The 15458-nt window shown below is 46.4% G+C and carries 10 protein-coding genes; all 10 read left to right on the forward strand.

The window, feature by feature from the left end; all coding sequences use genetic code 11:
* Positions 1–30: 30 nt before the first annotated feature.
* The 10 genes from K401_RS0114225 (at position 31) to K401_RS0114275 (ending at position 15455) form a co-directional block, all read left to right on the forward strand.
* Complete coding sequence (locus K401_RS0114225) at positions 31–5841, forward strand: lamin tail domain-containing protein (protein WP_024293571.1); 5811 nt, start codon at positions 31–33, stop codon at positions 5839–5841.
* Between the two features lie 551 nt (positions 5842–6392).
* Complete coding sequence (murQ, locus tag K401_RS0114235; protein WP_024293573.1) at positions 6393–7292, forward strand: N-acetylmuramic acid 6-phosphate etherase; 900 nt, start codon at positions 6393–6395, stop codon at positions 7290–7292.
* Positions 7293–7311: 19 nt separating this feature from the next.
* Positions 7312–8727, forward strand: coding sequence for an ABC transporter substrate-binding protein (locus tag K401_RS0114240; protein WP_024293574.1), 1416 nt, complete (start codon positions 7312–7314; stop codon positions 8725–8727).
* A 117-nt stretch (positions 8728–8844) separates the two neighbouring features.
* Complete coding sequence (locus tag K401_RS0114245) at positions 8845–9744, forward strand: carbohydrate ABC transporter permease (protein WP_024293575.1); 900 nt, start codon at positions 8845–8847, stop codon at positions 9742–9744.
* Positions 9745–9758: 14 nt separating this feature from the next.
* A complete protein-coding gene (locus tag K401_RS0114250) occupies positions 9759–10622 on the forward strand; it encodes a carbohydrate ABC transporter permease (RefSeq protein ID WP_024293576.1) in 864 nt (287 codons plus the stop codon).
* A 26-nt stretch (positions 10623–10648) separates the two neighbouring features.
* Positions 10649–11596, forward strand: a complete 948-nt coding sequence (locus K401_RS0114255) for a BadF/BadG/BcrA/BcrD ATPase family protein (protein WP_024293577.1) — start codon at positions 10649–10651, stop codon at positions 11594–11596.
* The gene (locus tag K401_RS0114260) at positions 11574–12455 is read left to right on the forward strand and encodes an ROK family protein (protein WP_024293578.1); all 882 of its coding nucleotides are present in this window, start codon (positions 11574–11576) and stop codon (positions 12453–12455) included. The genes K401_RS0114255 and K401_RS0114260 overlap by 23 nt, the downstream gene beginning before the upstream one ends.
* Positions 12452–13768, forward strand: a complete 1317-nt coding sequence (locus K401_RS0114265; protein ID WP_024293579.1) for a 6-phospho-beta-glucosidase — start codon at positions 12452–12454, stop codon at positions 13766–13768. Before K401_RS0114260 ends, K401_RS0114265 begins: the two co-directional genes overlap by 4 nt.
* Positions 13769–13773: 5 nt before the next feature.
* A complete protein-coding gene (locus K401_RS0114270; protein WP_024293580.1) occupies positions 13774–14754 on the forward strand; it encodes a GNAT family N-acetyltransferase in 981 nt (326 codons plus the stop codon).
* Positions 14739–15455 carry a PIG-L deacetylase family protein gene (locus K401_RS0114275; RefSeq protein ID WP_084492893.1) on the forward strand — a complete coding sequence of 239 codons (717 nt, stop codon included), beginning with the start codon at positions 14739–14741 and terminating at the stop codon, positions 15453–15455. The genes K401_RS0114270 and K401_RS0114275 overlap by 16 nt, the downstream gene beginning before the upstream one ends.
* Positions 15456–15458: the final 3 nt, after the last annotated feature.

The following is a 15458-nucleotide window of genomic DNA, read 5'->3' on the forward strand; positions in this document are numbered from 1 at the left end:
ACCAATAAAAATGGAAGGGGAAGAAAAGTTATGAACTTAAGGAAGCTGTTAAGTTTGTTTCTGTCAGTCGCCATGTGTATGAATTTGTTAGTTGTACCTGGCTTTGCGATGAAGACAGATTCGAACCTGACAAACGGGTATGAGGAGGAACATTCCGGCGGGGGAGATAAGAAAGCCAGCCCCAGTGAGGCAGACAAGGACATTGATGGGGACATTCCTGAAAAGATGGAAGAAGATACAGGCGGCAAGGGAGATATAGGCGATAAGGGAAATACGGAGGATAAAGGAGATACGGACGCTGTAAAAGAGGAAGCCAGTGCTATGGAAACTGTAGAAGATAAGTCCACACTTGCGGACATCGGCCTGGCAGACCACGTAGTGATCAGTCAGATATATGGCGGAGGAGGCAATAATAATTGTATATGGAAAAGTGATTTTATTGAACTGTACAATCCTACAGATGAAGATGTGAGCCTGGATGGGTGGTCAATACAGTGGCTGGGGAAAAGCACGTTCAGCGCCTATAATCCTGTAGGCGGCGGCCAGCTGACAAAACTTTCAGGGACCATCGAAGCCGGTGGCTACTACCTGATAAAGGAAGCAGATGGAACGAATAAAGATGCGCCGGAACTTCCGGAACCTGACGCTATAGGTGCTATTGCAATGTCTGCAACCGATGGGGCAGCGGCATTGTCCAAAGACACCGTGAAATTAACAGATAAAAACGATGAGAATCTCGTAGATTTAGTAGGAATTGGCGAAGCAAAGGAGTATGAGACCCAAGCAACCACCCCAATGTCAAATTCTACAGCCGCCATCCGCAAGGACCCGGCAGTGGATACCGACGACAACAGAGCTGATTTTAAGATTGGTAAGCCTGAGCCCCGCAACAGCTCCTATGAGGAAGGCGGCGGGACCTTGCCGGAAGAAACGAAATGCAGCACGCCTGCTGCATCACCGGCGTCCGGAGCGGTACTAAAAGGTACGCCGCTCACATTTTCTACGGCAACATCAGATGCTGAGATCGTGTATAATACAGAGTCTGAATCTGCCGGAAAATGGATCACATATTCAAAGGATGACGGACTGATCATTGATGAACCGGTTACATATTATGTTCGTGCAGTTAAGGAAGGCCTGGAGGACAGTGAAATAGCTGAGTTTTCCTATACAATCCGTGAAGCCGGCGAAGTGATGACGATTAAAGATGTGCTTGCCCTGGGCCAGAGCACAAAGGATGTGACCGTTACAGGGGAATTGTCATATCTGGCCACCACATATGGAAATCCGGTGCTCCAGTCCGTGATAGATGGCAGCCAGTACAGCATCTATATTTATGGAGCGGCACCGGATGACGCCAGGATAGGTGATATACTGGAAATCACGGGGGATTTCCAGATCCGCTATGGTATGCCTCAGATAACATCCACAAAAGATAAAGCAAAAATTGCTGCTAAGCAGGATGAAGCATCCATACCGCCTGCGGCGTATACCATCAGTCAGATAAAAGCCATGGCAGATACCGCTGATTTGGAGAAAAGCGGACTGATTAACAGAGTTGTTCTCATAGAGGATGTCAAACTTGGTAAGCTTAATACATCAGGCAGTACGCCTGTAACTGATGCAACCGGCACGATTAATATTTATCAGGCAGCTCCATATCCGGAAGGCGTTGAAGAAGGAGAGACAGTGGATTTAACTGCCATGGTTGGCAGATATAATCAGACGATTCAGCTATACACCGGCACTGAAGAGAAAAATGGCTTTCCTGTCTATTATGTGAAAAATGACACCAAACCCCCGGTCATTACCTTAGGTACCTATATTGATGCCAGGCTGGACCAGGAATACCCCATATCCGTCCAGGTAAGGGATAATGTGGGCGTGTCCAGTGTGGAAGTCCTTTTCGGGCTCTCAGAGGATGCGCTGGGCAAGTCACTGTCCATGGCATTTAATCAGGATACCAACAATTATGAGGCTGTTATTCCGGCAGAAAATTTTGCTAAGGGTCAGCAGGCTTTATACATAAAATTCAAAGCAACAGATAAAACCGGTCTCAAAGCAGAGAGTGGGATTGTAACCATCCTTATCAATGACAAGCCCCAGGTACTGGCGGTCACTCCTGAAAGAAATAAAGCGACAGGAAATGTGAAAGCGCCTGAGATATCCGTCAAACTGACTAATATCGGAAATAACCCATCGGTAAGTCTCACTCTCAATAAGGCAGACGGCACTGCCATTTATACAGACCAGATTATGAATCTCAAAGAGACAGCCGCTGACAGTGCGACATATGCTTTCTCGTCCAAGGTACTGGAAGACGGCAATTACAACGCACAGGTGACTGTTATTCGGGAAGATAAGGTGTCTTATACCGAGAATTGGAAATTTACCATCGGCGAGTCTGCTTTTACCGCGTATTTCGGACAGCTTCATGGACACACCAACTATTCGGATGGTTCCGGGTCTGTTAAAGATGGTCTTAATTATCTTGCCAGTATACCGGAAGAGGACAATGTACAATTTGTATCCTTTACAGACCATTCCAACTATTTTGATACAAAGGATGCACCCAATCCCAAAGAGGCGCTTAATGACTCGTCTCTTATGACACCTGAGAGCAGGGCCATATGGGAGGAATACAGGGAGCAGACGAGATTATTTAACGAAACCAGTTCCAGAAAGGCGCTTTCCGGTTTCGAGATGACATGGTCCGGCGGTCCCGGCCACATCAATACATTTGGTTCATCAGGACTGGTCAGCCGTAACAATACCACGCTAAATGACAAGAAAAATGATGCAGGCATGAAGGCGTACTATGACATTTTAACCGCTGATCCGGATCCGTTGGCAAATCTTTCACAGTTTAACCATCCGGGCAAGACCTTTGGTACATTTTCAGATTTTGCATACTATACACCGGCAAGAGACGCTAAAATGGTCTTAGTAGAAGTAGGCAACGGCGAAGGCTCTATCGGTTCAGGCGGATACTTCCCAAGTTACAATGAATATACGAAAGCATTGGATAAGGGCTGGCATTTAGCGCCCGCCAATAATCAGGATAACCATAAAGGGCGCTGGGGCAATGCGAATACGGCCAGGACAGTCATACTCACAGATGATTTGTCAGAGACAGGGATTTTAAATGCGCTGAAAGACATGCATGTATACGCGACAGAAGATAAAAACATGAATATCATGTATACTTTGAACGATCAGCTTATGGGAAGTATCCTGGATGTGTCTGATGATGTGAAAACGCTGAATATTTCTGTAAGCGTAGATGATCCGGATCCTTCCGATGTCATCAAAAGTGTAGAAGTAGTGACAAATGGCGGCGCAATAGCAGGAAAAAAAGAAGGCACCGGAAATAGCGGAGAGTTCACATTTGAGCTTCCTGCGAAGAAAGGATATTATTACATACGTGTTACTCAGGCGGATAAAAATATCGCAGTAACGGCTCCTGTGTGGTATGGTTCCGCTGCAAAGGCAGGCATATCTTCCTTCACTTGTGATACAGAGGTGCCGGTGACAGGTGAGCCGGTGAAGTTTACAGTCACTGCTTTTAATAATGAAGAATCAGATGCCGTACTTACCGGGCTGACATTTAAAACCGGTGATAAGGTGCTTGCAAGCGAAGATTTAAACGTGAATTTGAAGTCATTTGGGACGCATACGGTAAACAAGGAGTTTATACTTGATAAGGTAGGAGCAAATGAAATCGAAGTCACTGCCCAAATGGAACTGGAAGGTGACAAAAAGACATTCAGCTTTACTCTGGAAATCGAAGTACGTGACAGTTCTAAGATGAAATATTTTGGAATAGATGCCAGTCATTATAATGAGTATGTGAATGGAAACTATAAGGACAGCATGGGGAATTTTACCGCCTTAGCGGGGGATTACAATATCAGGATGGTCACGCTTAATACAAGCGGGGAACTGATGGCTGCTTTAAAGGATGACAAATATGTCGGACTATTGTTAAATGCGCCTTCCAGACGCGATGGTACAAAGCTGCGGGAGGATTATAAGAACTATACAGAGGAAGAGCTTGAAGCTGTCAGGACCTTTGCCCAAAAGGGTGACAAGACGATTATGGTCTGTGCCTGGAGTGATACCTATGAGGCATATGATGGTTTCATAGGTGACAAATCCAAGGCAGAGGATCATATGTCTGCCCAGCAGAACAAGATTCTGGAAGCTCTTGGAAGTGCATTCCGTTTTGCAGATGATGAGTTACAGTGCACTTCCAGCAATGACGGCAGAGTGATCGGGATCCTGGGCAAGGATTATAATCAGCTGAACCCATATATGGCCGGAGTGGATGCTGGGCTTAAATTCAACACCTATGGAAATGCGGATATTTATGCAGTAGATGAAGGCGGAAATCCGGTCAGTGACAGCGCCATGCTTCCGACAGGAGCTGCAGCTCTGGTATACGCACCGGCAGATACGAAAAGCCTGGATAAAGACGGCGTAGGATTATCCGGAGATGCATTGACAAAATTAGATGGGAGTTTTGTATTGGCAGCTACTCAGGAACTCTATTTCAGCGACGGCGTATCGTCTACCCTCTATTTATCAGGCTGTTCGACTATGAGTGATTTCCAGCTGACATTTGACAGTGCGGCCACCAATGATTACAGCAACTATCAGATTATGGCGAATTTGTTGGATAAGACGAATCAATTGCAGATTACGCCTATTGAGGAAGTGCAGGCAGCCGGTGAGGGCGAGCGGTTTGTTATCGAAGGCATAGCTACATCCAATGCTTCCGGTTATGATAAAGATACTGCTTTCTTTGACAGTATCTATGTGCAGGATGAGACTGGCGGAATTAATCTTTTTCCTGTATCAGGAGATATAAGAGCAGGCCAGACCATCAGGGTATTTGGAAAAACTTCTTCTTATCAGGGAGAGAGACAGCTGGCAGTGGAGAAGCTTATGGTAATTGATACGGATATAAAGGAACTCCCAGAGCCTGTAAAAGAAACTACGAAAGAAGCATATGAGGGCAAAAACCTGGGCAGTCTGGTCACGGTAAGCGGCAGGGTTATTTCCATTGATGCGCCGAATAATCTGGTAGAAACGATTATGCTGCAGGATCAGTCCGGGAAACCCGCAAGAATATTTATCGACGGATATATCACTAAGGATAAGGTGATAAAGGGGCTGGAAACCGGCGCATATATGTCGGCAGCAGGTCTTTCATCCAGGACTGTTATAGGTGACTCTGAGGATTCTGTGGCTCGTATACGAATTCGTGACAGAGACGATGTGAAGCTTGCAGAAGAACCAGAGATTCCCGAGAAGCCGGAAATTCCTGAGAAGCCGGAAATTCCTGAAAAACCAGAAATTCCTGAAAAACCGGATATTCCGGAAAACCCGGACCGCCCCAGCAGCTCAGACAGAGAGGAAGATTCCGGCACGGATACAAAGTCCCATTTATCCAATTCCAGTGTAGAATGGAAACAGAATGCCAGAGGCTGGCAGGCTGTTAAGAAAGATGGAACCTATGCGAAAAATGAATGGTATCAGTGTTCCTATCATGGTCAGGTGTCGTGGTACCGTTTTGATGCAGATGGTTACATGATTTCAGGCTGGTATTTAGACGAGGATGGCAGCTGGTACTACATGAGCGAAAATCATGATGGTACATACGGGGCCATGGTTATGGGCTGGAGATGGATTAACGGAAAATGTTACTACTTGAATCCGGATATCCAGGCAGCGCAGTACAAATATGGCGCTATGCTTAAGAGTACCATCACCCCAGACGGTTACGCTGTCAACGCAAATGGAGAGTGGATCGTGGATGGAGTAGTGCAAATTAAGTAATACAAAGCTTAACGGGGTTGATTCCATGGTCTTTGTCAGGCCAATACCGGCGGAGGCGAACGGAGCAGTGGGGCTGCAATTGCCCCGTGACTTGCTGTTTCAGCAGGCCAGAAATGTCTTATTTTTGCAGACTTTCTGGCCTGTTTTTTTATACTTTAAAGCATCAGACCAAAGGCGTTGGGAGGCTCATGATGAATCAAAATCCGGATAAAACAAATCGGCAGGAAGCGGAAAAGGGATTCTCAACAGATTGCAATAATAATAGTTTACAAGTAAAGTATAAAATGAAAAAAATGCATAAAAAATGTTAAAAATCATAGCGATATTTGATAATTTGTTTCAAGGTATGAAATAAGATTTCGTAATATTGAAGATTCGTTGACAAAAAAGTGCACAAATGTATAATGAAAACAACTCAGGAGCAGGGGGAAGACGTTTGAGGGGGGATATGAAAAGGAATCGGTTCTTCCCTGCATTTTGATGAAAACCTGGAAAAAATAAATAAGACATACCTGAAAAAACAGAGGTATATCTTAGGAAGGAGGATACGGATGATTGATCTGTCTAATATGGTCACGGAAACCAGAAATCCTAAAACCATGAATCTGGATGAAATGCTTCCTCTGGATTTGATCCGTATTATGAATGAAGAAGATGAAAAGGTGATTGAAGCAGTAAAAACCCAGATGGAGAAAATCGCCCGGATAGTGGAATGGTGCACGGAAAGTCTTGGAGGAAACGGCCGGCTGATCTATATGGGAGCAGGCACAAGCGGAAGGCTGGGACTTTTAGATGCGGCGGAATGTCCTCCCACATTTGGAGTGGAACCGGGAAAAGTGATCGGGCTGATTGCCGGCGGAGAGGGTGCATTTATAAAGGCAGTGGAAGGCGCGGAAGACAGTGAAGCCCTTGGAGAGGAAGATTTAAGAAACATTCACCTTACAGCAGATGACGTGGTGGTCGGCATTGCCGCAAGCGGCAGAACGCCTTATGTATTAGGCGGGCTGCGGTATGCGGGAAAAACCGGATGCAGGACGGCTGCCATTGTATGCAACACCGGTTCCATACTGGCAAAAGAAGCGGAGGTCGCCGTTGAACTGGTGGTTGGTCCGGAAATATTGACCGGCTCTACCAGGTTAAAGGCCGGTACGGCGGAAAAAATGGTCTGTAATATGATATCCACTGCAAGTATGGTGGGAATAGGCAAAGCATATCAGAACCTGATGGTGGATGTGGTACAGACAAATACAAAACTGATAAAAAGGGCGGAAAACATCGTCATGGAAGCCACGGGCTGCAGGCGGAGGGATGCGCAGGAGGCGCTGACATCTTCAGACGGCCATGCAAAGACAGCGATTGTATCCATATTATCGGGATGCAGGACCCAGGAAGCACGGGAGAAGTTGGTAAAGGCACGTGGACATGTGCGTTATGCCATAGAGCATATATAAAAATAATGGAGGAGAAAACATGAAAAAAAGAAAATTATCCCTACTGCTGACAGCAGCCCTCATCGCCGGCACACTGGCAGGCTGCGGAAATACCTCAAAGGGCACGGTGGCGCAGCAAAGCAATGGAAAAGACATTGTTAAGGCATTGCTGCCGCCTGTTTCCGCATCCTATCAGGATAAACTGGTGGAATATGCAAAGGAATTCAACGAAGCCAATCCTGATATAGAGCTGCAGATCACAACGGCAAGCTGGGAAGACATTACGGAAAAACTGGATGTCCAGGTAAACGCAGGATCTCCGCCTGATATCGCATTTATCGGCTCGACCGGGGTCACCAAATATCTGGACACGGAAATGCTGGTGGATATTTCACAAGATGCTGACCAGACCATGATAGATGATTATAACAAGGACATTTTAAACTATTTTAAAAACGGAGACGGTCTGTATGGATTTCCAGCCTATGTGGAGGTGCAGGCGATCGGCGGAAACAAGGCTATGCTGGAGGAAGCGGGAATCGACTGGCAGAGCGTGCAGAAAAACGGCTGGACCTATGAAGAATTCCGGGAAGCCATTAAAAAAGGCGTTGTAAAGAACGGGGATACTTATTCCCGGTACGGCTTTGTTTTTGCCTGCTCAGGCGTAGCGGCTAAGGACTATTTTTCAATTTTTGTAAAAAATGCAGGAATGCCTGCCGCATTTAATAAGGATTTGAAATATACATACACCAGCAGCCAGATGGTCCCGTTTTTAAAAGATATCAGAGCCTTGATCGACGATGGCTCCATGCCGAAGGAATTAAGTTCCGTTGATGCGGGGAAACGGTGGAACATGTTCCTGACCGGTCAGACCATGATCACCGGCAAGGGACTGTCGGTCTTTGAAAAATCTGCTTCCGATAATAATAAAAAGCTGGCTGCAAAAGACGGCAGTGCAGTAGAAGGAAGCCAGGAAGTGGAATACATCATATTGCCGGTTCCCACATTCCAGGGAAATAAACAGCAGGCCCAGGGAGCCGTAGATGGATATGTGTGCTTCCGCGGCAAGGATGAACCAAATCCGGATCATTTAAAGAACGTGGCAAAGGCAGCTTATTTCCTGTCAAGCGGAAAAAGAGCGGCAGAGACCTGCCAGGAGCTTTACATCAGTCCCGTTTGCAAGTCAGGGGAGGAAGCATTTGCTTCTCTTACCCCGATTGAAGGTAAAAATGTGAATAATACAGAAGCAGTTAAGAATCTTGCCTCCCAGGTGGCGGAAGCCAGACCTGACATCCCGGCTGATTTAGGGGCAAAGGCCATAAAGATTGAGGAAGAGGTTATTCTGCCCAAATTCCAGGGATTGTTAGCAGGAGAAATTACTCCGGAGCAGATGCACGAAGCCATTAAAAAGGCTGCAGTGGAGGCGTTTGGCGAGGATGGCTGTGTCATGGATTAACGGGAAATAAGATCCACAGGATTTCATGATTTATGGGGCATTGGTAATCGTAACAGGTGCCAATGCCCATTTCTTATCCGCAGGATATTATATTTTTTAGAAAAAAGGAAGAAGGGAATGAGTATGCAGACAGCAAGAAAAAGAAAGCGCTTGAACAATGATGTCAAATGGGGGTATGTTTTCGTATTCGTGCCCATTGTGTCATTTATTATCTTCACATTATATCCGGTTGTACAGGCGGCGATTGTAAGTTTTCAATCCTATAAGCCCTTAAAAACAGAGTTTGTGGGATTTGCCAATTACAGTAACACACTAAAAAACGGACTTTTCTTCAAATCCATCTGGAACACGGTGGTGTATACGGCCGTAACGGTGCCTATCTCCATCTCAGTGGCGTTCATCATCTCCATTCTGTTGGTTCCTTTTAAGAAAAGAAGCCAGTCATTTTTTAAAGCGGTATTTTATTTACCTGGAATTGCATCGGGAGTTGCTCTCTCCTTTGTGTGGAAGTGGATATTTGATCCTCTGCCAAGCGGTCTGTTAAATTCGGTGATCCGGACCTTTGGGATCCAGAATCAGAACTGGCTGGGCAGCTCTCAAACGGCCATGCTGTCCTTAATCATCATGACAATATTCTCAGGCTTAGGATCTACCGTGATTATTTATGTGGCCGCATTGCTTGGAATCGATCCCACCTATTATGAGGTAGCCAATATTGACGGAGCAACCTTTCTCCAGAGGATCAGATACGTTGTATGGCCTATGGTAAAGCCCACCACGGTCTTTCTGGCCATAACCGGAGTGATCAATGCATTTCAGGCCTTTCAGACGGCGTATTTAATGACAGGAGGCGGGCCGGATAATGCCACAACAATGGTTGGATTGCTGATTTTTAACAATGCTTTCAAATATTTTAACTATGGGGAGGCATGTGCACAGGCATTATTATTAGCGGGAATTATTGCGGTCTTTGCGGTCTTCCAGTTTAAGGTAATGGCTGCTGACGTAGAGTACTAGGAAGGAAGGTTGATATGGGTTTATTCAGACAATATGGAAACGATCAAAAATACAAATTAGTGTTAAGAAACAGTGTAATGGCAGCTTTCCTGCTTCTCCTGGGGATACTGACTCTGTTTCCGATTTATTACATGATCATCTCTTCCTTTGGAGCGCCAAATGAGGCAGGGGCAGCCAGTTATTCTCTGGTCCCCAAATATTTAACATTGGCTTCCTATAAATTCTTTTTTGGATTCAGCAAAAGCTCGTTCCGATGGATCGTAAATTCCATGATCGTTGCGGGGGCTGTCACATTAAGCAATGTGGTCTTTGCCGGAATGGCAGGATATGCATTTGCAAAAATCAGGTTTCCGGGCAGTAAAGTATTATTTTTTCTTCTGCTGTTTTCCATGATGGTGCCCTATCAGGTCACCCAGGTTCCGTTGTACATACTGGTGGCCAATGTGCTGAAGCTGACAGATACTTATACCGCATTGATCGTGCCGTCTCTGGTTACCTGCTACAATGTGTTTATGGCGAAACAGTTTTTTTCTTCTCTTCCTACCTCCATACTGGAAGCGGCAAGAACAGAAGGCTGCAATCAGTTTCAGATCCTGATAAAAATAGTCATGCCGATTTCAAAGACAATTCTATCCGTTATGGCGATCATGACCTTTATGGGCAGCTGGAATACGTTTTTCTGGCCGTTTCTCATCTGCAACAACGAGGAGATGCAGACCATACAGGTTGGGCTTAAGAATTTCAGTTTTGCAAACACCACTTATTTCTCACCCATGATGGCGGGGGCAACCATCTCGGCATTGCCCATGTTCATCCTGTTCTTTACCTTGCAGAAATATTTTCTGGAAGGAGTAACGGTTGGTGCAGTGAAGGGATAACCAAAGGAAAAAGGGAGGAAATAAAGTTGAAAGAACTATTTGTAATAGGAATGGATGGGGGCGGTACCGCCACTGCCGTAATGGTGACCGGACTTCACGGTGATCTGATAGGAAAATTCCGGTTAGGGCCTTTAAATATCAATGGACAGTCCCGGGAAGCGGCAGAAGGCACTTTGAAAGAGTTAAAAAGAGAACTGGAAAAGTCAGGCCTGAATATGAGTGACTGCAAAGGGATCTGTATTGGCGCTGCCGGAATCAGCAACCGGGATACAGCAAAGCTTCTGACCCGGAATTTAAAAGAACAGGGGCTAAAGGGCGTGATCCGGCTGGTGGGAGACCATGAAACTGCTTTGGCAGGAGCCCTGGAGGAACCTGCCGGCATCATTCTCATTGCAGGGACCGGCTCCATCTGTTACGGGATCAATGAGTCGGGAGCCAGGTTTAGGGCCGGCGGCTACGGCCACATCATCGACGACGCCGGAAGTGCTTATGCCATTGGAAGGGATATTTTAAAATCAGTGGTCAGAGCAGCGGATGGCAGACAGGGGGAGACCTTATTAAAGGAAAAAACATTTCAATTCCTTAAGATAGATTCTGTGGAGGATTTGATCACCTGGCTGTATCAGCCCGGGAGAAGCAAAAAAGAGATCGCTGCCCTGGCTCCTTTGCTGGAAGAAGGAGTAAGGGAAAGGGATCAGGCTTCCATGGAAATTTTGGAGCAATGCGGGGAGGAACTGTCGGAGCTGGCCGGAGCCGTACTGACTCATTTTAACTCTCCGGTCTCCCTGGTGGTGAGCGGAAGCGTATTGATGAAAAATAACGATATATACCGCCTGTTTTGTGAAAAGGCGAAAAAACGATTTCCTTTTTTGGAAATCATGAAAATGAGAGGGGAAGCTGCCCAGGGGGCCATCAGGATCATATTACGGGAGACAGCAGAAAGGAACGGATATGAAACAGTACCTGGCAATTGATATAGGAGGCACTTACATCAAGTACAGCCTTATGGATCCGGAATACCGGGTCCTTCATGAAGGAAGCACACCAACGGAAAAACAGCCGCCTGATTTTCTCCGGCAGTTTATGGGAATCGTGGATACTTATGTGGATCAGACAGACGGCGTTGCAATCTGCATGGGCGGCTTTATCCATCCGGTGACGGGAGAAAATACAGATTTCAGCGTTGGAGCCAATTTCAGGGCCTATCATTTAAAAGAGGAGATAAACAAAAAATATCCCATTCCGGTGGTGCTTGAAAATGACAGCAATTGCGCTGCATTGGGAGAAATGGTGCGGGGAGCGGGACGGGGATATCAGGATATTTCCATGGTCACCTTTGGGACCGGGATCGGCGGTGCCATCATCATAAACCGGAAATTATACCGGGGCAGCCACTTTAAATCCGGGGAGGTCGGGTTTACCAGAGTCAGCCTCAGGGATGGGGACGGAAAGCCGGTTGCGGAAGGAGCCGGAGCAACCTCTCTTCTGGTCAGAAAGGTATCGGAAGCCCTGGGCAGAGAAGTGGACGGATCCTATATTTTCAGCCATTTGAACCACCCGTATATTGACCGGGTATACCGGGAATGGCTTTACAAGGGGGCAATGGTGATCGGTAATTTTGCTGTCACCGTGGATCCTGAGGTCCTGCTGATCGGCGGAGGAATCAGTGAAAATGAGATATTTATAAAAGATATGAAAGAGGCGGTATACGCCCTGTATCCTCACCTGGAGCCATATACGGCCATAGAGGCCTGCGAACAGGGAAACATGGCAGGGAGAATAGGAGCCCTGTATTTATTGCTGCAAAGCAAAGAAGGAGGCGTTCAGTCATGAAAAAAGGTGTGAAGATCGTGGCAATCGGAGGAGGTTCCAGTTACACACCGGAGCTGGTGGACGGATTTTTAAAAAGGTATGAGACATTGCCGGTAGAAGAGCTGTGGCTGGTGGATATCCTTCAGGGAGAGGAAAAATTACGGATTGTAGCCGAATTTGCAAAGCGCATGGTAAAAAAGGCGGGAGTTCCAATGGAGATCCACACAACCCTGGACAGGAGAAAGGCCCTTCCAGGAGCTGATTTTGTGGTCACCCAGCTGCGGGTGGGGCAGCTCCAGGCCAGAGTGAAAGACGAAAGGACCCCCTTAAAGCACGGGCTTCTTGGTCAGGAGACCAATGGCGCAGGCGGTTTGTTTAAGGGAATGAGAACCATACCGGTTATTTTGGATATCTGCAAGGATATGGAGGAATTATGTCCGGAAGCATGGCTGATCAACTTTACAAATCCGGTGGGAATGGTCATGGAAGGAGTAAGCCGATACAGCAGTTTTCAGAAGTTTATTGGGCTGTGCAATGTACCTTACGGCATGCATAAAGCGGTGGCGGACCAGCTTGGCCGGCCCATGGAAGAGGTGAAAGTCACCATGGGCGGTTTAAATCATATGGTTTACGTGACCAGAGTGGAAGCGGACGGAAAAGACATTACGGAAAAGGTAGTCAGCCATTGGGGGGAAGGCGGCGTTGTAAAGAATATAAAGGCAGTCACTTGGGACAATGATTTTGTAAAAGAGCTTGGAGTGCTGCCATGTTCCTATCACAGATATTACTATATGGCAAAAGAATATTTAGAAGAAGCCCTGGAAAAATATGAAAAACATGAGACAAGGGCGGAGCTTGTGGAACAGGTGGAAAAAAAGCTGTTTGAGCAGTATCAGGACCCGGAATTAAATGAAAAACCGGAACTGCTGTCACAGCGGGGCGGTGCCTATTACAGCGACTCAGCCTGTAACCTGATCAATTCCATGTACAATGACAAAGGAGATATTCAGGTGGTAAACACGGTAAACAGAGGTGCCATAAAAAATTTTAAGGATCATGAGATCGTGGAAGTCAGCTGCAGGATCACCAAAGATGGGCCGGTTCCGGTAGACGGGGTGGAACTGCCATGGACAGTTAACGGCCTTTTGCAGCAGATCAAATCCTTTGAAACAGCAGGCTGCCAGGCGGCGGTGTCAGGAAGTCAGGAGAAGGCTCTGCTGGCACTTATGATCAATCCCCTGGTTGGCTCCCAGAAAGAAGCAAAGGCCGTGCTTTCTGAGCTGCTGGAAGCCCATAAAGAATATCTGCCTCAGTTTTTCGGCCATAAGGAGTGAGTGATATGAATTTTTTGGATTTGAACGAGGAGAATGCAGGAACCGCCTTTGAATTATTTGAAGATGCGGTCAGAATAAAAGAAGTATTGTTCCGGCCATTTGAAAACCAAAGCGCCTTTCGCCGCTTTTTTATGGAAAACCAGTCAGAGGAAATACATAAAATCACCATACTGGAGGAACAAGGCCGGGGATTTGCATCCGGATGCTTTCAAAGAGGTGAGGACAGAGCCTATCTTTCCATGATTCTTGTAAAAAAGGAAAAACAGAGGCAGGGGATCGGAAGAGCGATGCTTGCTTATTTAGAAGACAGACTTCGGAAGGAAAGCGGAGTTTCAAAGATAGAAATTGTTTTTTTTAACCCTATGACTTTTTCCTGGTATATTCCCGGGAAAAAGACGGCAGATCATCCCAATGCTCCGGGCGTGGATGTAGGGAGCAATGCCTATCTTTTCTTTAAAAATTGCAGGTACCGGGATTATGCCATGCAGAACAGCTATTACCTGGACTTAGATGCTTATGCTGTGCCGGATTTTGCGGCAACCATCACAGAGGGGCTGGAGAAAGAGAATATTACCATTGAAATATATGATGCTGACAGGCATTACGGAATGGAAGAAATGATACATAAGTTCAGGAATCCACTGTGGGAGAGAGAGATTCTGGGGGAAACGGCAAAGGGAGAAAAGAGCCGTCCCATTCTGATTGCAGCCCACAATGGCAAAGTGATCGGCTTTACAGGACCACTGGATGTGGAAAAGAGCGGGAGAGGATATTTTTGCGGAATCGGTGTGGATCCGGATTACCGGGGTAAAAAAATATCAACGGTCCTGTTTTGCAGGCTTTGCATAAGCTTGAAGGAAATAGGAGCAGGTTTTATGAGCCTTTTTACCGGGGAAAATAATCCCGCAAGAAATATTTATGAGGCGGCAGGCTTTCGGATCGTAAGGACCTGGGCTGATATGAGAAAGGAATGGAAGGACGGATGAGCGGGGAAAGAAAGTGCATCATGGCAATAGGCGGCCATGTAGGAGATGCGGAGCTGACAAGCGGCGGATTTCTGGCGACCATGGCATTAAAAGGCTATCATATCGTTACCGTAGCATTGACCGGCGGGGAAAGAGGGAACCCGCCTGGCATGCCGGTAAAAGAATACAGAATACAAAAAGAAAGGGAAGCCAATTCCTTTGCCCAAATGCTGGGAGGGGAGGCGGTGATATTTCCTTACACAGACGGAGAATTGCCGGATAATGAGGAGGTAAGGCTTCAGCTTTGCGATACCATACGGCAATACCGGCCGGCTGCATTGCTGACCCATTGGAAGAACAGCATGCACAAAGATCATGAAACAACCCACAGGATCGTAAAGGATGCTCAGTTTTTTGCAGGACTTCCCGGACTTGAAAGAAAAAACAGCGCTTTTTTTGCAAAAGGACCCTATTATGCGGAAAATTGGGAAGACTCGGCAGGATTTGAAAAATATATTTATCTGGAAGTATCAAAAGAAGGATTTGAACTGTGGAAAAAGGCCATTGACACCCATTGGTTTGCAATACACAGTCCTTCTTTCCCTTATAAAGAGTATTATGAGCATCTCATGAGGGTAAACGGCTGTCTGGCAAGAACCGGATATGCGGAGGCCTTTGATGTGGATCAGGAACAAAAAAAGGTGATATTACCGGAATTATAAAGA

It is taken from the genome of Lacrimispora indolis DSM 755, from assembly GCF_000526995.1.
Lineage (GTDB): Bacteria > Bacillota > Clostridia > Lachnospirales > Lachnospiraceae > Lacrimispora > Lacrimispora indolis.

Bases quoted from the DNA above. Each gene is read 5' to 3' on its own strand.
- K401_RS0114270 (WP_024293580.1), top strand. From the start codon at position 13,774: ATGAATTTTTTGGATTTGAACGAGGAGAATGCAGGAACCGCCTTTGAA.
- K401_RS0114260 (WP_024293578.1), top strand. From the start codon at position 11,574: ATGAAACAGTACCTGGCAATTGATATAGGAGGCACTTACATCAAGTAC.
- K401_RS0114245 (WP_024293575.1), top strand. From the start codon at position 8,845: ATGAGTATGCAGACAGCAAGAAAAAGAAAGCGCTTGAACAATGATGTC.
- K401_RS0114225 (WP_024293571.1), top strand. From the start codon at position 31: ATGAACTTAAGGAAGCTGTTAAGTTTGTTTCTGTCAGTCGCCATGTGT.
- K401_RS0114265 (WP_024293579.1), top strand. From the start codon at position 12,452: ATGAAAAAAGGTGTGAAGATCGTGGCAATCGGAGGAGGTTCCAGTTAC.
- K401_RS0114250 (WP_024293576.1), top strand. From the start codon at position 9,759: ATGGGTTTATTCAGACAATATGGAAACGATCAAAAATACAAATTAGTG.
- K401_RS0114275 (WP_084492893.1), top strand. From the start codon at position 14,739: ATGGAAGGACGGATGAGCGGGGAAAGAAAGTGCATCATGGCAATAGGC.
- K401_RS0114240 (WP_024293574.1), top strand. From the start codon at position 7,312: ATGAAAAAAAGAAAATTATCCCTACTGCTGACAGCAGCCCTCATCGCC.
- murQ (WP_024293573.1), top strand. From the start codon at position 6,393: ATGATTGATCTGTCTAATATGGTCACGGAAACCAGAAATCCTAAAACC.